The 17511-nt window shown below is 46.1% G+C and carries 14 protein-coding genes and 1 other RNA gene; 5 read left to right on the forward strand and 10 right to left on the reverse strand.

Annotated elements, in window-relative coordinates:
• Nucleotides 1-26: 26 nt before the first annotated feature.
• Both KDK13_RS02890 and KDK13_RS02895 read right to left on the reverse strand, forming a co-directional pair.
• Nucleotides 27-353, reverse strand: coding sequence for an RnfH family protein (locus KDK13_RS02890; protein WP_257283343.1), 327 nt, complete (start codon nt 351-353; stop codon nt 27-29).
• The gene (locus KDK13_RS02895) at nt 346-777 is read right to left on the reverse strand and encodes a type II toxin-antitoxin system RatA family toxin (protein ID WP_257283344.1); all 432 of its coding nucleotides are present in this window, start codon (nt 775-777) and stop codon (nt 346-348) included. The genes KDK13_RS02890 and KDK13_RS02895 overlap by 8 nt, the downstream gene beginning before the upstream one ends.
• Before the next feature lie 375 nt (nt 778-1152).
• Between KDK13_RS02895 and smpB the strand changes: the two genes are divergently transcribed.
• The gene (gene smpB, locus KDK13_RS02900; RefSeq protein ID WP_257283346.1) at nt 1153-1632 is read left to right on the forward strand and encodes an SsrA-binding protein SmpB; all 480 of its coding nucleotides are present in this window, start codon (nt 1153-1155) and stop codon (nt 1630-1632) included.
• 281 nt (nt 1633-1913) lie between these two features.
• Nucleotides 1914-2279: a transfer-messenger RNA gene (gene ssrA / locus KDK13_RS02905) on the forward strand.
• A 313-nt stretch (nt 2280-2592) separates the two neighbouring features.
• Here ssrA and KDK13_RS02910 read toward each other — a convergent pair.
• The 7 genes from KDK13_RS02910 to KDK13_RS02940 form a co-directional block, all read right to left on the reverse strand.
• Nucleotides 2593-4389 (reverse strand): AIPR family protein, encoded by a 1797-nt coding sequence (locus KDK13_RS02910; protein WP_373692198.1) that lies wholly within the window; start codon nt 4387-4389, stop codon nt 2593-2595.
• 1 nt (nt 4390) lies between these two features.
• On the reverse strand, nt 4391-5404 hold the full coding sequence (locus KDK13_RS02915; protein WP_257283348.1) for a PD-(D/E)XK motif protein: 1014 nt from the start codon (nt 5402-5404) through the stop codon (nt 4391-4393).
• Nucleotides 5388-8234 carry a Z1 domain-containing protein gene (locus KDK13_RS02920; protein ID WP_257283349.1) on the reverse strand — a complete coding sequence of 949 codons (2847 nt, stop codon included), beginning with the start codon at nt 8232-8234 and terminating at the stop codon, nt 5388-5390. The genes KDK13_RS02915 and KDK13_RS02920 overlap by 17 nt, the downstream gene beginning before the upstream one ends.
• A gap of 13 nt (nt 8235-8247) precedes the next feature.
• Nucleotides 8248-9744 (reverse strand): ATP-binding protein, encoded by a 1497-nt coding sequence (locus KDK13_RS02925; protein ID WP_257283350.1) that lies wholly within the window; start codon nt 9742-9744, stop codon nt 8248-8250.
• Nucleotides 9741-12695, reverse strand: coding sequence for a sigma-70 family RNA polymerase sigma factor (locus KDK13_RS02930; protein WP_257283352.1), 2955 nt, complete (start codon nt 12693-12695; stop codon nt 9741-9743). The genes KDK13_RS02925 and KDK13_RS02930 overlap by 4 nt, the downstream gene beginning before the upstream one ends.
• Nucleotides 12692-13567: a WYL domain-containing protein gene (locus KDK13_RS02935; protein ID WP_257283353.1), complete on the reverse strand. Its 876-nt coding sequence runs from the start codon at nt 13565-13567 to the stop codon at nt 12692-12694. Before KDK13_RS02935 ends, KDK13_RS02930 begins: the two co-directional genes overlap by 4 nt.
• 157 nt (nt 13568-13724) lie before the next feature.
• Nucleotides 13725-15851: a DNA cytosine methyltransferase gene (locus tag KDK13_RS02940; protein ID WP_257283355.1), complete on the reverse strand. Its 2127-nt coding sequence runs from the start codon at nt 15849-15851 to the stop codon at nt 13725-13727.
• Between the two features lie 59 nt (nt 15852-15910).
• Here KDK13_RS02940 and KDK13_RS02945 point away from each other — a divergent pair, with 59 nt between their 5' ends.
• On the forward strand, nt 15911-16357 hold the full coding sequence (locus KDK13_RS02945; protein ID WP_257283360.1) for a very short patch repair endonuclease: 447 nt from the start codon (nt 15911-15913) through the stop codon (nt 16355-16357).
• A gap of 48 nt (nt 16358-16405) precedes the next feature.
• Here KDK13_RS02945 and KDK13_RS02950 read toward each other — a convergent pair whose 3' ends face one another.
• Nucleotides 16406-16633, reverse strand: a complete 228-nt coding sequence (locus KDK13_RS02950) for a hypothetical protein (protein WP_257283357.1) — start codon at nt 16631-16633, stop codon at nt 16406-16408.
• Between the two features lie 133 nt (nt 16634-16766).
• Between KDK13_RS02950 and KDK13_RS02955 the strand changes: the two genes are divergently transcribed.
• Both KDK13_RS02955 and KDK13_RS02960 read left to right on the forward strand, forming a co-directional pair.
• Nucleotides 16767-17045, forward strand: coding sequence for an HNH endonuclease signature motif containing protein (locus KDK13_RS02955; RefSeq protein ID WP_257283361.1), 279 nt, complete (start codon nt 16767-16769; stop codon nt 17043-17045).
• On the forward strand, nt 17038-17409 hold the full coding sequence (locus tag KDK13_RS02960; RefSeq protein WP_257283359.1) for a hypothetical protein: 372 nt from the start codon (nt 17038-17040) through the stop codon (nt 17407-17409). The genes KDK13_RS02955 and KDK13_RS02960 overlap by 8 nt, the downstream gene beginning before the upstream one ends.
• The last annotated feature ends 102 nt before the right edge of the window (nt 17410-17511 follow it).

Raw genomic sequence — 17511 nt, forward strand, 5'->3', positions numbered from 1 at the left:
AACCTGCAGAACAATATCCTCTCTCCTCATTGTCCTGATTTACTCTGTTTCGCCTGTTCTGCCCTGCGTTTGCGAACCTCTTTGGGATCGGCAATCAAGGGGCGGTAAATCTCTACCCGTTCGCCTTCCCTGAGCGTCTGTTCGCCGGGTTTTAATACAGCCTTGCCAAAGATACCCAGTTTCGCCTCATCCAGATTAATCTCTGGAAAGTAATCAACAATGCCCGATTCTCTGGCAGCTTCGAGTACTGTAGTTCCTTCTTTGACTTTCAGCGCAATAATCTTCTGCTCATGGGCTCTGGCATAGGCCACTTCCACCTGGATGGTAGGGGCATCCATTAACATCTTAGCCATAAATCTGCTTCGCTCTCTTGCCAAAGGCATCTACCATGGCATTCATCATCTGGCCGATCAGTCCTCCCAGTGTTGCCTGAGTCAGCTTATTACTCATCTCAAACTCCAGCTCCAGGGAAACCTTGCATCCATCCTCGGCGAGCGGCTGAAATGTCCAGATACCGGATAAGTGTTTAAATGGCCCTTCCAGCAGGTGCATCTCAATAGACCTCCCGGGGATCATTTTGTTCCTTGTCGAAAAGCTGTGAAGCAGTCCGGCCTTGCCCACTTCCAGAGTAGCTTCCAGCTGTTCGCCTGCCTGACGGTCAATACGGCCACTGGCACACCCCGGCAGAAAATCTGCGTACGACTCAATATCGCTGACCAGATCATACATCTGTTCAGCAGAGTAGGTGACCAGTGCGGAGCGGGAAATCCTTGGCATAGAAAGAGCCTTTCATCAAAAAGGCCGGATAGGATAACCCATTCCGGCCTATGGATTAATAGACAGTTGTCAGGGACTGTTGAGGTGTTGTTGCCAACACAGCAGTCTTCTAAATCGTACAATGGCCGTTTCAGCTATCAGTTGGAAAAGCGCAGAAGATCAGACAGGTTTACTGGCCACTGTACAGGTTGGACACTACATCTCAATCGTTTTTGCCACTTAACTGGTTAAAATAGAGTTTTCTGAATATACAAGTTATCAAATGCAGAAATATTCGCTATCCTAAGCCGTTGTTGATCCGGCGCTATTGTAGAAACCAGTCCGGATCCCCCAGAATTAGTGACTTTACGTTCAGCTGCTCCTATAATCCGCGCCATGGCAAAAAGTTCAAAGAAAGGCAAACAGGGCGACTCCTCCATTGTCGTCAACAAGAAAGCCCGTCACGATTTTCACATCGACGAGACTTTCGAAGCAGGCATTTCCCTCGCCGGTTGGGAAGTGAAAAGCCTCCGGCAGGGCAAAGTCCAGCTGGTGGACAGCTACGTCCTGCTGAAAGATGGCGAAGCCTGGTTGATTGGCGCCCAGATCACACCACTGATCACCGCATCCACTCATGTTGTGGCAGACCCTCTGCGTGACCGTAAACTGCTGCTGCACCGCAGGGAACTGGCCAACCTGTTCTCGGTAACCCAGCAAAAAGGTCATGCCTGTATCGCCACCAAACTCTACTGGAAAAGGCATTTGATCAAATGCCAGATTGCCCTTGCCCGGGGTAAGAAAGAGTTTGATAAGCGTGCAGCCACCAAAGAGCGTGAATGGAATATTGAAAAGCAGCGCGTTATGCACCGCGGCTGATCACCCCCGGCACGCGGTTCCACTGTGTGCCGCCAACTTCTTTTCCTTAATGCAATTCACCTGGCTATTGAATTCGGGGCTTGAGCAGATCCTTTGCAGTGAATAAAACCAGCTGGCGATCGGTTCCCCGGCTCGGTGCCTCATACAAAAGGCGGTTCCTGTCTCAGGAAAATTTAACGACAATGGTATTTTTTTTTTTTGTAGTGTAAAAATACTTATGTACTAAACGCAGTTGCATTTGCTATCGACTTTTGGCATAAATACGACAAAGTTTTGTTACTGGGGGCGATCAGGATTCGACGACGGTTACGAAACCCAAGGTGCATGTCGAGGGCGTAGCGGCTCTCGTAAATCAAAACGCTACAAACGTATAGTTGCTAACGATAATAGCTACAACGGAGCAATGGCTGCCTAATAACAGCCTTCTCCCGATCACTCTGTCTTGTCTATTGGGTGGAAATTGATCGTTACCGAAAATAGAATCGCCACATCGGTCTTCCTGGAGCCGGTGGGTTAAATCCACAGGATCGCGCAGTGTCACCCTGACCGTTGGGTCGTTCTGCGTTAACTTAATAACGGAAGCTAAGCATGTAGAGCCGAAGGCGTAGAGCTGGCGGACGCGGGTTCAAGTCCCGCCGCCTCCACCAAATCACTAAAAATACCAAGGGCTGACGATTTGGAAGCCCTTGAAAAACCTGAAAATCCCACCTTTTTTAGTCCGATATAGTCCAGCATTATTTATCTATAACCAGCTTTTCATGTAACACTCACTGTAACACTGAAGTAAAATCCATTAACTCTGTGTTACTAAACGTGCTAATGGTCGATGGAGATGAAAAGCATGTGGTTGGATTACAAGAAATGTAGTTGACTATTATTTCAATTCTTGGGCGATCGTATCAGGAAATTTATTTATTCCTGATACGGATGCTGAATGACGGCTGAATCCAGCTTTACAGGTCAATTACACTCAGGAATACCCTCAATAGGATCAGAGTATTGAACCGCCTGAATATAATCCCAGCATTTCGGATTTTTAGCCCACTCAGAAATCATTCTTCCAGCAGAAGACCTGTGCAGGTACTTTTGAACTTCAACTGACCAGGTTGAGATCTGCTCTTTCAGATGGTTTGAAATATCCTGGTTATTCCAGATCATATCCAGATTCATTCTATCGCCCAGCTTTAAGGACACCAGAGCCAGGGTATAGGCTGTGATGTTTGCCTGAAATGCCTGAAATTTTGGCCTGATCAGCTTAGTGGCTGCTTTAAACAAGATCCCTTTAGCAATCACTCTCTTAAAGTCAGCAAGGGTCGGAGTTTCTTCACCAGATTCCCAGCAAAACTCAGGCAATGTCGCCATAAATTTCAAGAAATTCTTCTGTGCTCCCTGAGAGACTACAGCAGGTTTTTGATCCCAAATGTTCAGAAACTTAGCCATATCCGGCTTGGTTACTTTTCTGGATGTAGGGATAGCTTTTTGAAGGGCCTTCTTTTTCGCAGGTGTGTTGCCTTCACGTATCAACAGAGTTCGATAACTGCCTGCAGAACGCTCATAAAACCAGCGACTGACGCCATCCGGGCAATAAGTAGTATTAGCATAATGCTCTAACTGCTTATGCAGTTCATGATGGGCCTCCAAATCTGAGTCATTTACCTTATTCTGGCTATTCGCATACTTGGAAATATTTCGAACCAGCGAGTCTTCACTGTCAGAATCAGAAGATCGCAATACAATAAGTTTTGCTGGAACTCTAACACTGGAAAGATCTACACCTTTATCTTTCTTCTTAGTGAAGTAAAGCGAAGCCGTTGTCTGACCACCATTTACAATCTGCATCCCCTTCAGCCAAGTGATCCCGGGGCCACCATCCGATGTCTTACCTAAATGCGCTTCGTCTGCAACAATAACCAAGCCATTATTGTAAGCCATAAAGCGTTCAGGATTTTCTTTCAGGGTATCCCTGATCCCTTTATTGACCTTGCCCGTCACCTGGAGGAATGAACGAACATTTGCCTCCAGAATTCTCTGGCCATATTTTTCATAGATAAAGCGCAGTGCCTCGCCAGGAATGACCGTCATGGCATAATCATACTCAGTCATTTGCCCCGGTACCCACACACAGGGCAAAGCTTCACCAGCAACTTCTTCAAAGTTTACAACCAGTTCATCTCTGGGCTTGCCAGCGGATGTATGCCTATACAACCGCTCAATATCCATTACCTCCAGCTTAATCGTCTTGCCCTGAATCTCTCTGGATTGGAATTGCTTTGATTTTGCATTCAGTACGCGGTCTGTAAGCACGTAAACTCGAACCTGGTCGAGACTCGGGTAAGCTGCTTCAACGGTTGTAGCAAACTCATAAGCCTCGCTGGATTCATCCATTTTCCCAGACAGTTTCTTTTCCGCACACATCGTTAAAAAGCGCAGACAATAATCCGCCGCCTTTGTTGCTTCAGACAGAGGCAACGACTGAAGTTCTCCTGAACCATTATACAGGCTGACAAACATATCCAGTTGATCAACTTCATCAGACAGTGCATACCCACTGAGCCTGACATTTGCATTACTGACTCTTGCATCAAAGTGGCACACCACTGGCTCGAATGTCATGCCAATGTCAGACATATGCTGCATCATGACTTCCGTGAAAACAGACTCCGGAAATGGATATGGCTCATCCGGCATATCCATTCGTTCATTCAGCAGTTCTTGAACTTCTGCCTGCGTCTGTCTTAAAAATTCTACTAATTCCATTTCAAATAATACCTAACTGTCTGTACATCTCAGCTACAGGCACTTCATTAGATGCCGTCTGATCGATGTCAATTTCATACCTGGCGGACCTGATTCCTGTCGGAACAGTACCCGGAGTCATTCTGGGGAGTTCTTCGCCAACTAACAGGTTTCTGATCTCTGTCACTGAAAACTGCCTGATATAATGCTCACTGTGTGAGTCCAGGTAACCTGCTCTCAACAGCCGATTATCAAATTCTGATAAGGCTTGTCTGTCCTGGGACATTAGCTCCCTGATAACACCAATCAACTCCGAAAGCGTCCATCCGGAAGGATTTCTACTCAGGCGGACTGCCCCAAGAAAAATGGGTTGCACTACGGAGTCATCCAGCTGTTCGAGGGAATGAATTTTTGCGGGAAAGCCCTTCTCAGCCAGAGTCGCTTTTACTTCAACAGCTCCATGGCCAAGCATAAAATCCTGCAATCCATCCAGTGGCCCATACCATGACTCAACAGCATTAAATGTGCTAAGACCGGAGTCTGTCAGCTGTTTCAGGAAAATCAACTCACCAAAAAGACCAACCTCGGCTTCTGGTCCGAGTGCTGCCCGGGGTTTGATCATAAATTCCTGCCAGGCTCTTATTCGTCCAATAAATGCGCTGAACAGCGTTGCCGGAGGCATACCTGACTTTTTACCCACCATGGTCAGAACATCCCTGACCATGGTAAGAAATATCTCAAGGCTACCGGACTTCAGTCTTATAAGGCCTATCCATGTCAGTCCTTTACCAAGGCGCTCATCACGTATTTTTTCTACCCGAAAACCTTTGCCCTCAGGTAGCTGCGTGGACGATGGCTGACTTTCCAGATTAAAGCCAATCAGCAGTGCTTCATCATTTTCCGGAAAGTGGCGGGCAGCCATAATGCGGCAATCCCCCGGAGAGGTTACCGGTACAGCCTGCCAGCCAGTACCTGAACCCGGATTGTTTAATGCCTTCCAGGAAGCAAGGATCTCATCATCAATATGAAGGGTCATATTCCTGCTCCCAAAGCACGTTGTTCACTTCATACTTAACCTTTGTGCCGCTGTGACTTCCGGGGAAGCTGATACCAAAAGACACTATTGGTGGAGTATTCTCATCATAACTCTCATCAACGCCCTCAGGGCTCAGCAGGTAGATAAGCAGAAGCCCCCGTTCAGGGTGGCCGGCTATATGACCGGCACCAAAACCTCTGATTTTTCGCAGAGCAGGACCATTAGGCTCCTTTGGCGGCTCACCTTCAGCACCTTCCGACCGGGCAGGATCATTCTTCCAGCTATTCCGGGTTTCCGTCAGCGCTGCACTCCAGGCATCGTCGTCAAGATCAAGTGCTTCATCCGCTGGCGACAGGAGTCTTCCAATAGAATAGCGATCCTCAGTAATCGTTTTAGGTGTACGTTTTACCAGCCGAACAGTACTGGACTCATTAATTGAGTAATTCCTCTTTTGACCACCATTAATCACAGCTACTGTCCATGATGCCAGTTCGTGCTCTCTGGTCATGTTCTGAATAAAGTCTGAAAGCAGCCTGCTGTTGACTTTCGTGGCACCAGGGTGAGTTTTGTATTCGCTTAAAAACTGAATAACATCATCTGCAGGCACATTGGACCACTGAATACCATTACCGGACTTCTTATTGCCATTCCGGTTTCTGTCTGGAATCTGCTCAGGTTTACCCAGGCGAGCTGTGAGGCTGTCAAAGGCCTTCAGGTTTGACTCCAGAGAGTTTAAATCTTTTAGAAGAGAGACTGTTTCAACAGATTGCCCACTGAAGGAGAGGTAAAGGCTTTGAGCATTCCTCATTTTTAATCGGGAGGTAACCATCAGGACAGGATGCGAAGCTACCTTCAGTCCATATTCCTTTGGAGTCGCTCCACTTGCAGTCATCAGGTCAAACTCTTCGCGCAGTTCTTCTGATGCATCAGCAATATGTTCAAACCACTCAATAAGATCAATGGTTGTATACAGCCTGCACAGATCAAGATATCCCGGGCGATATCCAAACCAGCGCCCCATCTGCATCAGAGTGTCATACATTCTGGATGCCCGGAGGAAGTAACTGACACAAAGCCCTTCCAGAGTGAGTCCCCGAGCAAGTTTATCACCGCCAATGGCAATGACTTTCAAACCTACGGCACTGTCCGCATAGTCAAGCGCTTCTTTTGCAAAACCGTTGATAGCTCTGACTTCAATCTCTGAGATAGCATCCGCAAGCTCTGCTTCTACCTGTAACCATGTCAGCGTATTTTCATCGACCATATCAGGGTGCATGGAGTGAGTGGTTTCTGTTGTTGTCAGAAAATCACTTTCCCAGAGCAGTCGAAGTTGATTAATCACTGCGTCATGATCAATCCGTCGTACCAGGCGCTTCTTGAGCCAGTCCACATAAGCGGCCACCTGATCTTTCACATGTCCCTGAACGGATGTAAATCGAGTGACGTGTATCAGCATGGAGCAGTGCTCATCTTTCTGCCCTCTGAGCCTGCGCAGTGTACAGGCAAGCACAAATGCATCGACTGACTCTCTCAGAGACTCAGGTATGCCATGCTTCCGGTCACTTGATGGGTAATAACCATTTTTATGTCTGGTTGGCATCCAGCCTGATTTTTCATCTTCAGAGCAATGGTCATTTACCACTTTAACAAGAGGAAGGCCGCCATCCCTGCCATTTTCAGAAGAACGACCAAAAACTTTTGCAGGACCGATGTAACTGGATGATGCTGAAAGGTTTGCGATAAAGGCTGATGGAAAAAGATCAGGCCCTTCTTTTTCAGTCTCACTACGGTTGTGAATGAAAATATTTGCGAATGGTGTCGCTGTATAGCCAACATAAGCTTTACGGGTAAAGCTATGAAGTATTCTTCGGGTCAACCTGTTTATTGCTGTGGGTTCATGCTCAAGGTCAGGTTTACCGAACTCATCATAAGCCTGGTCACCGGTATCAACTGATGCATTGTCCGCCTCATCATCTATGATCACAAGGGGGAGGTGGGTAACAAGTTTTCTGCCTGTCTCAGGATCCTGAGTATTTGCCACATGATCCTGAATCCACTTCAGCAGCCTCTCCAGAACCGATTTGTTCTTTTTCACAACAAACAGCCAGGGGCGCTCCTCTGGTGATATACCAAGATGCCTTGCTGCCTTGCTGTTAAAGTCACCTTTTTCTGAACGGTTGGTTGCAAAATTTGGTCGCATGGCCGGGTCTCTGTCAATCTCGCCCACACCAACAACGTGCATCTCATCCTGAATGACACTCGTCGCGAAACCCAGAAAGCCTTCGTCCAGTCGTATCTGAGTCTGGGAGCGCAGGTTATTGTGCATGCCGGCAAGCACAATAATTATTTTGTAACCGGCATCAGCCGCCTTGCAGATCAGACCTGTATAATTGCCCGTTTTACCAGACTGTACGTGCCCAACAACCAGCCCTCTTCGATCCCATGATCCCTGACGTTTTGGATCTTCAAGGTTGCCAAGAATCTGATCTGTTGACTTATCCAGTCCTTCAACAATATTCCATGACAGTTTTTTCTCCTGGTACTCACGGTAGCGCTGCCAGTAGCGCCAGCCCTGTTTACGGTCCTGACTCAGCCAGGCAATATGGCCTTCGTCATTGGTCAGTAATGCATCATCACCAACCCATGTGCTCGCTCTGCGGATAAGCTCATCAATAACCGCACTCTCATCAGTGTCAGCTCTCCACTCTTTTTTCATATTCAGAACAAGATTCATCTGCTCCTGAATAATCGCTGGGGTCACCTGGCTTTCCGCCTCAAGCATATTCTGTACTAAGATGAGGACTTTCTGTTCAGTGGGGTTTAATGCCATTTTCCTTTCCTTGTCAGGCTGACTCTATCAGTGATGTGACCAGCTGAGGGTAATCATGAAAAGGTTCTGTCTGAAGCAGTTTGCTTTTTGCAGCTTCAGCACTGAAGCCTTTTTTACGAGTGAGGTTCTGATACATGACAGTCAACACCTCAACCACCTCTGATGGAGCTTCACCATCAAAGCCGGTACGTGGTGTTTCTTTATTTTCTGCCGTATCCAGCCATATTGGCTGAACCGGAATGGTTTCTTCCAGTATTCTCAGCATGGCTTTAATCTGCGGTAACAGAGAGCCTGCGTCATCCAGCACGGCCCTGACTGCAGGGTGTGCGTCATCCACTCTGTAACGTACGCCACCTGATGTCTGGTCAGCACGCCATGCCTGAACCACAGTCTGGCCGTGACCAGTTCTTGCAGGCCGACCTCTTGATGCAAAAGTTTTCCTGGCTCTTGCCCTGGTATCTTCCGCCAGGCGCATCAACCACTTTCTCATATTGACCGGAGGACGTGCGGTTGCCTTGCGAATATCTATTTTCCAGTCTGAGTCCACAGTATTGGGAATGTCCAGCCGAATGCGTGCAAGCCTGTGCGCTTCTTCTTTAGTCCAGGAACGGCCTCTGCCCAGACCGAGCCAGCTGCCAGCAAGTAACAGTCTTCGGTTTCTATAGACGTAAAAACCCTGCTGTGCAGTCCACCCATCAGGTCCACCTGCTGACTCAAACTCTTTATCCGTCAACCTGTCTTTATGAGGTAAAACATGACACTCAACATCGACTGTACCACCTTGAGTTGCCTGTGATGCCAGCGGTGAGTTCCAGGATTTAGCGGGGTGGCCAGTCATAAATGGATCCCAGGGTTTCACCCTGTTGCCATTAATATAAATTTCAAAGCGCTGGCCTTTATCTTCAAGATATCGATGAAACACCATCGCCAGATGTCGTTCAACCTGGTCAAGCAGATCCAGAAAATCATTTGAATTAAAACCATCTGTGAAAATACGATCCAGCTTTTCCCAGAGTACAAGTGTTCCGTGATCGATATTTTTGACAGGTTCTACCAGAGGTAGCCCTGTATCTGACGGCCCTTCCAGCATAAACCAGCCATCACCGGAGCTTTCAACCAGCACATCAAGATCCCAGCGCAGGCAGCTAAACTGATTATTCTGCGTTGTGGCCACTGTCAGGCTCCGGCATTGGGAGAAGGATGCAGTCTTCAGCCCCATACCAAAACGACCAAGATCAGACTCCTCACGTTCATCCAGAGGGTTAAGCTCACCCAGCCTCATTGCCTTATCGAGACAAGCGGCATCCATTCCGGTGCCATTATCCTGGATTTCTATACGACTTTGCTCTTCCTGCCAGACAAAATTGATATCAACCCGGCTGGCTCTGGCAGCAATACTGTTGTCAATAATGTCTGCAAGCGCAGATGCTGTCGTATAGCCAAGACCTCTCAGGGCCTCTATCATGGCTCCGGCCTTTGGTGGGGCGTGCCTTCTGTTACTATTATTCATTTACCATCCTTAGCTAATAAAACCTCATCTGGTTCACCATCAACAAATACTTTCAAATGCCCCGTTCTCGCTGGGGCTCTAAGCTTTCGAAGAGCTTTTGCTTCTATCTGCCTTACTCTTTCCCGAGTGACAATGAACTGACCTCCTACCTCTTCAAGAGTGAAATCTGTGTTCATACCAATACCGAATCTCAGCTCAAGAATTTTTCGCTCCTTATTCGTCAGAGTTTTTAAAGCAATTTGTAATTTTTGATTTCTGTTCTGCTCTATCACTGCCTCCTCAGGTGAAGCTGTTCTCGCATCTACAAACCCATCCTGCCGTTCGTTACTATCTACCTCTAGGTCAGAGATTTTCTGGAGTATTATTACTCTGTCTTCAGTAATTTCGAGCTGTTCTGCCAGTTCATTTAAATCCGGTTCTCTCCCAAGCTTCTGGAACTCAGTTTTCTTAACTCGCTCAAGCTTATTGATACTCTCGACCATATGAACAGGCAGTCGTATAGTTCTGGCCTGATCTGCAATTGCCCTTGTAATAGCCTGGCGTATCCACCAGGTGGCATAGGTTGAGAATTTGAACCCTCTTCTGTAGTCAAATTTCTCAACAGCTTTCATCAAACCAATGTTTCCTTCCTGAACCAGATCAGCATGATCAAGACCTCTGCCGTTGTATTTATTAGCAATAGAAAGCACCAGCCTGAGGTTGAAAGTAATCATTTCATCCCGTGCAGCAGTGATATCACGCTGCAATTTTTTCACCTTGGAGCTGATACCCAGCAGACTCTGAAAATCAATTCCAGTCTTTTGGCTTACGCTCTGTATCTGTTCTTGCAACCGGTTGATTTCATCAGCATGCTGGTCAAGTCTGTCTGCACAAAGCGGATACTCAGCTTTAAGTTGATGGTTCAGTTCGCTGCCCGGGTTTTGACCTGCAGCAATCACCGCAGCCGTACGTGGAATCCTGATTTTCCGGGTATAAAGATTGATCAGAGATTTTTTGATCTTGCTGACCTTATCAATTGACTGGTACAGCGCTTTAACCAATACGTTCAGTGCATCCTCAGTGAGGACAAGACTCTTGAACGCATCTTGTACAGCCGGTTGATCTGATGAACCAGGTGCATCGAGGAAAACTTCAAGAACTTCAATAATTGCCTTATACGGGTATTCCTCACCAGGTTCCTCCAGCTCATCATCATCTTCCTGTTCATCCGCGAACAGAGGGCCAGTAACCCTTTCCTCAATGCTGTCCTCATCTGAGACGACGTGCAGCTCAGCAACAACTTTCTGAAGGGGCTGTTCAGGGTTATCCTCTCGAAGTGCTTCCAGGCAGAGATGTGCAAAAAGCTCACAGATAAACGGCACTTCAGACAATGCCTCCATGATGGCGATCCGGGCTGCTTCTCTGCGCCTGCCATTCTCTACTTCCTGCTCCCGGGTAAGGAGCTCTTTACCGGGAAGGCTGGCGTAGTAGTAGCCCATGGGCTCATCCCTGGCATAAAGAAGGTCATCAAGCAGAAGCATTGCCTCATCAATGGAAGCAGCATCATTATCTTCATAGCCACTGTCAGAAACAGGCTCCCCATCAAACGTATGGCTGTCTATCAGGAAGCCATAACTTTCCAGCACTTGCCGGATATAGAAAACCTTTTCTTCCAGCCGACTGTCAAACTGCTCATATAAAGCATCATTCTGCAGGACTTTTGACAAATTACTTGGTTTGGATAATTGAGAGGCACGGGAACTTTTTAATATCGGATCTGCATACAGATCAGTAACATAATCGGTCACAAAACTTTCCGACAAAGTACCCGCACGAGAACCCGCTTCAAAGAGCTTGCTGAACCCCTCAAAAACCCACTTTTTCCTGAAAAGTTCAAGATCAGGGTTATCCGAAAATTCTGGCAGCTCAATAACAATGTCCGACCAGTCTTCTCCAGAATCAATCGGAATATGTTTTGTTATCCGTGACTGTATTTCACCAGCCTGATCTTTACTGCCACTGTCTTCCTGTGGAGGAATATCTTCACTGGCTATCTCCCAGCCACCAAGATCCTCCTCTTCGCTGAATGAGGCTTCATTACCGGCAAAAATATGCGTAGCGCAAGAGTCCTTATGTTCTGGCTGCGTTACATCATGAACATGGTCACACCCTTCTGGACAAACTATCCGCTCACTCTGTTCATGTTTTTCACCAACAGATAGTGTTTCTCTTCCCTTATCATTATTGGGAGAGATGTCTGGCTCAATATCTTCTATCGTCCAGCTGTCAGCAGCAAAATCATCACTGAATTCAAAGCCATTCCCGGTAAGCTCCGTACTTTCGGTAATGCTATTGTCTGTCTCATCAATAGAACCAGCCGCTTCAGCCAAAATGGCTGTATCTTCCACTGAGCTCTCAGGGGGAAAGCTATTTTCCGGTGTATCATTCCGTCTTTCTGAAAAGGTTTCCAAGACAGTTGTCTGCTTTCCGGAGTTCTCCTGACTGATAGCATTATCAATTCTTGCAATTGAATCATTACCGGATATGGCTGTTTCTGAGCTGGGCGTATTCACGCCGCTTCTGTCAGCCGCAAGGTGGCCGTTAATGCCAGACAGGTCTTTCAGATTTTTGTCATTTGAGGGCAGAAGCTCCACTTCCAAATGGGGCTTCATATACTCAGTAAGCAGATTCACAAGATTCTGATATTTTTTTTCTACTGCGTAATCCTGAGCCTTCTTACCACTGTAATCTGGCAGCTCAGGATCAGCACCATTCTCAAGCAGCAGCCTGCAGATTTTGAAGTGCCCTTTTTGCGCCGCAAGGATCAGAGGCGTGGTGCCATCACTGTCCTGTACGTTCACTGACGCTTTGGATTTAAGATGAACCTGAACAGCCTTATCAACACCAGTCAGTACCGCAAGTTTTAACAGACGACTGAAATTCCCCTTTGTACTTTTATTTATAGCTTTCATACCTGACTTACCTGAACAACATACCCTGGTGCAATCAGCGCATTTTTTACGCCATAAAGCTCCAGTGGATTGCTAAGCCACAGATCATACTCTAACCCACCAAGGCTATAATCCATCGTACAGTCAACATTCCAGAACCGGAGGTAATAACCGGCAACTGCCGCACGAAGCTTAATCCTCAATGATTTACCGGTAATGCCATAGTCCATCACTATCGCTTCTTTACACTTCTGCCCCGGATGCGGAACCAGGTGAAGCTCTACCCATCTATTCCACTGATCATCATTCTCAATGGTTTCATGTCGGGCAGAGCAGTCTTCCAGCAATCTGGATTCAGAGATACGCGAAAGAACAAAATCCAGGAACTCAGATCTTTTTCGATCATACGCTCTGACATGCCAGCGTTTGCCACTGTTAACCAGGGCCGAAGGTATTATTTCTCTTTCAGACCAGCCACTGCTCTTTGACAGGTATCTTATCTGGATGACCTTCCCGGTCTTGATCGCCCTTGTCACTGTAGACAGGTTGTCTATATCAAAATCATTAAGGAAAGCCGGGATGGTACAGTTTATCTGAGGAGGAAGGCTGCTGACGATATCACCAAAACCTTCAGTAAGAGCACCTAGGGCTCTTTGCAGCGAGTGACTGAAGATAGGGCTGAAGACGATAGATGAGCGATATATTTTTTTTGTCTGATCAAAAACAAGATTGTCTGCTGCGTACTTACGATAAAGCGCTATATCCCTTGTAGCACCAGCTGGCCCCACACCAAATTTTTCAGATATGTCAGAGCGCCTGAGTTCACCAAGAAAATATAATCTGAAATCAATAAACGCCAACCGCTCACATTGACTGCGACTCAGAGAGTCCATGGACAAATCTGACATAATGCTCTGACAAAAGTATATATTGCAGAGCATTATAACGAACATGGTTTATAATTAAATTGCGTATATCACCTGATCATATTGATTACATGACGCATATCAAAAAAACTGCTGGATTATCACCCCGGCAGGACAGGCTTCATCAGTCTGGAACAACCAGACGCTGCCACAATTTACATACGACGTTTGAAATATGATGCGCCAGTAATGGCGGGACTGCGTTTCCTACCTGGGTTCTCTGCTGAGTAGCTCCCCCTTCAAAGAAATAATTATCAGGAAAAGTCTGAAGCCGGGCAGCCTCTCTGACAGTAAGACTTCGACACTGAACAGGATCGGGATGGATATAATAGTGACCATCCTTTGATAAATGGCAGGTCACAGTCGTTGAAGGGCTTTCAGCTCTCTGAACCTTAAACCTGTCAACAAATGACTGAGTATTTTGATGATCCGGATCAAGCTCTACCTGCTTTAACTGTTTGATGGATATCCTGTCATAAATTCCAGCTTCTTTTTTCAGGAAGTCTTTCACATTTTTTACACGGGCCTTTTCCAGAACCCAGCCCGGAATCCCTTTGACAAACTCCTGTTCAAGCTCTTTATACACCTTTGCATAACAGGCTGCATAAGCGTAACGAGCCAGGTCGGTATCCATATGACCACGGGGAAAATGGTTCAGCACAGGAAGGCCATCCGACTTGTTATTATACCAGGATTTGAGAGCCTCTGAATCTGGCTGATCATTATCCCACTGGTAGTGCTCACCCAACTCTTCAAGAGAGTCAAGTTTAGCCACGATGCTTCGAATGATGTTATCAACATCCTTCAGCACTGTTCTGATCCTCGCGTTAAAAAGACTATCAATGAATGGCTCAGCCCCATCACCCTGCAGAAGATCCTCAGGTTCAAATTTGCACCGGATTGCAGTGAGGCACTGCTGCAACTGTTCATCCCATTCGCCTTCAGGCACATCCATAGTGGATAAATGCCTGTCCAGAGCGTGAACAACATCTCCAATCAGAATATGTATGTTTTTTTTCCACTCTGACTCAGCTTTGGCTGATGGCACACTTTTACGACGACGTATATCTGTACTGATAGAGCTCAATGTGCTGAACAGGGGCTGCAAATCACTTATTGCTGTTCCTACACTCACATTTTTCGGGATGTCAGTGGGTAGCTTTATACCCTGAAGCACAACCTCCATAGAGACATCTTTCAACAGATCCAATCTTATCCCAAGAAGAATCACCCTGTCCCTGTGCTGAGGAACACCATAATCGGATGCTCTCAGAATAAACCTCTTAGGATCCAGTGTATCCAGCTGGCACTTATCCCCTGCATAATAACATTCACTCCCGGCAGCCAGAGAGGCAATCACATACTTCCTTCCGGTATTGGAGTGCACACCCTTACCGAGCGCCAGTGCAGGGTCATGGAGTTCAGAAACCACTCGTTTCCATACAGGCTCTTTCGTTCCGTCTTCATTGGTAAACTGAGCAGACAGCATCCCCCGGACATTCTCCATAACAAAAAATGCCGGTTTATTAGCCTCCAGAACCCTCAGATATTCTTTATAAAGAGTTGCCCTGGGGTCTTTATCAAAAATGTATTGCCCCGTCTCATTACAGACGTACTGTTTCAAATCATTCCTGCTTCGCCTTGAACGACCTGCATTAGAATAAGCCTGACATGGAGGACCACCGACCAGAATAAACTCACTTTCAGCGCCCGACTTACGGTAAAACCCTTCCATTGCATCACGAATAACAGGACTGATGTTGCCTGATTTTCCTGGCACCTCATCTCCACCCAGCTCAAACTGCAGGACGTCATTTCTCGCGTAAAGGGCCGCATCCAGAATATCGCTTAACTCTTCAGAATATTCAGAGGCAAAAACTTGCCAATCTTCATTGAGGCTGGATGCAATAACGTTCTCAAACATCTGAACACTGTCGGCTTTTGGAATATCAGCATGCAGAACACTATGAAGAACCAGTGAAGATGACTGACGGACACCACTGGATCTGTCAGCCACATAATCAATGTACACCCTGGGCGGAGCAGGTCGTTTCAATGTGTAAACAAACCAGCGCAGGAAAGCTCTCAACCTCAACGTGGTAAATGCTGACTCTTCTTTCTCAGCGGAGAGTATACTTTTGAAAGGATAAATATCACCGCAATAGCCTGATGAAAGAGTGTATGAAGAAAAACCTTCACTCAATCCGCCAGGCCCTGCAAAAATATCCACAAATGGTATTTTCTGATGCATGTCAGTCCATAACTCAAAAATCGTAACCGCCAGGATACCAGGTTAGAGGTAACGTGGAAATGGTAGATATACTGGTTAGTCTTTCCCGATCCCGAAATATGGCAAAAATCAAAAGCAAAGATACTAAGCCAGAGATGATTATCAGGAAGTATCTTCATGCAAAAGGCCTTCGATACAGAATTCATGATAAGCAGCTCCCAGGAAAACCCGACATTGTACTGCCAAGATTCAAAACAGTAATTTTCGTACATGGATGCTTCTGGCACAGGCATGAAAAATGCCGCTTGGCTTACACCCCGAAAACCCACTGTGATTTCTGGAACAAAAAATTTGAAGCCAATGTAAAACGAGACCGGTTTGTTATTGCAACCCTGATAGAGAAAGGCTGGAGAATCATTATTGTCTGGGAGTGTGCTATACGCTCAAAGTCAAGGGATGAATACCTTATGCAAACTTATAATGAAATTTTCTCTGATCAGCAAATAACGCACATACAGGATATGTGATCAATTTTACACTTCTGGCACTGAATAAATAAAGGAGCAACCTCCCAGCTATGCTATGATTTTTTTCAGACAACTTTCATCATAGACCAGCTGCTTAGAATCCTCGGAAGATTCTGTTTCAAAAATGACATCAACGAACTCTTGGTCATCATCATCTGGAGCAGTTTTCATTTCCATCAGCGTATAACGCAAGCCTCCTTTAATTTCACGCTCCTCCGGCGCCTCTGGAAGAATACAGATTTTCAGAAGTTTGCAGCTATTCACATAGGCAAACAAAGGGCCCGCATCATTACGGTAGGACTAATCAACAAAATACTCAGGAATGCGGATCCCGAGCGAATAATCATCACCAAAGTTTATTTGGTACGGCTTCATAAGAAACTCACTCTCAAAAAGGGAGCGTTTTACCATAAAATATCAACGAGATCCTAGAGTCAAAGCTTGGGTTTTAAAGGAAGCTGCTGGGCGTTGTGAGAGCTGCGACAATAACGCACCATTCCTAACTGCTGAAGGTGAACCATTTTTAGAAGTACATCATTTAAAACATTTGGCAGATGGTGGGTCTGATACGGTTACGAATGCAATAGCCCTTTGTCCAAATTGTCACCGGGAATTCCACTATGGGCAGTCAATGACTTCTAAGCTTGAAGAGTTATACGGCAAGAACAGCAGGCTGATTCGTGAGTAGTACTGCTGAGTTTTTATTCAGCATCATAAAAGTTAAGTACTATACTTTGATCCTTAATTCTATAAATATCTTCTTAACATTAAGAATCATGAGTTTTTACTTGCTTGAAATTGTTACAGCTTGTGGCCAGTCTTTTGTTTTCGGCAATTATGGACCATATATATACGATAATTTATTTGAAGCGGAAGATGATCTACTTGACTCTGATGAAGAGGCAGTAGTTGAAGTATCTCTGCAATTAAATGGAGAAATAACTACAGCTTGGCATGATTGGAATTTTTTTCAGAGTATTTTAGTAGCGAATGGGTTCTCTGAGGTAGGTTATAAAAATTATGTAAAATCATTTCTGGACCAATGGCACTGACTTAGGAGTTGACTATTAATAAATTCCCGGTTTCCGTTCACCCTGAGGCTTGTCGAAGTATCGAAGGGTCGTGCCACCGAACTTCGACAAGCTCAGTCCGAA

The organism is Endozoicomonas sp. SESOKO1 (assembly GCF_024606265.1).
GTDB lineage: Bacteria > Pseudomonadota > Gammaproteobacteria > Pseudomonadales > Endozoicomonadaceae > Endozoicomonas.

Coding starts and splice junctions, on each gene's coding strand:
- KDK13_RS02890 (WP_257283343.1), bottom strand. CDS start 353: ATGGCTAAGATGTTAATGGATGCCCCTACCATCCAGGTGGAAGTGGCC.
- KDK13_RS02895 (WP_257283344.1), bottom strand. CDS start 777: ATGCCAAGGATTTCCCGCTCCGCACTGGTCACCTACTCTGCTGAACAG.
- smpB (WP_257283346.1), top strand. CDS start 1,153: ATGGCAAAAAGTTCAAAGAAAGGCAAACAGGGCGACTCCTCCATTGTC.
- KDK13_RS02910 (WP_373692198.1), bottom strand. CDS start 4,389: ATGGAATTAGTAGAATTTTTAAGACAGACGCAGGCAGAAGTTCAAGAA.
- KDK13_RS02915 (WP_257283348.1), bottom strand. CDS start 5,404: ATGACCCTTCATATTGATGATGAGATCCTTGCTTCCTGGAAGGCATTA.
- KDK13_RS02920 (WP_257283349.1), bottom strand. CDS start 8,234: ATGGCATTAAACCCCACTGAACAGAAAGTCCTCATCTTAGTACAGAAT.
- KDK13_RS02925 (WP_257283350.1), bottom strand. CDS start 9,744: ATGAATAATAGTAACAGAAGGCACGCCCCACCAAAGGCCGGAGCCATG.
- KDK13_RS02930 (WP_257283352.1), bottom strand. CDS start 12,695: ATGAAAGCTATAAATAAAAGTACAAAGGGGAATTTCAGTCGTCTGTTA.
- KDK13_RS02935 (WP_257283353.1), bottom strand. CDS start 13,567: ATGGACTCTCTGAGTCGCAGTCAATGTGAGCGGTTGGCGTTTATTGAT.
- KDK13_RS02940 (WP_257283355.1), bottom strand. CDS start 15,851: ATGCATCAGAAAATACCATTTGTGGATATTTTTGCAGGGCCTGGCGGA.
- KDK13_RS02945 (WP_257283360.1), top strand. CDS start 15,911: ATGGTAGATATACTGGTTAGTCTTTCCCGATCCCGAAATATGGCAAAA.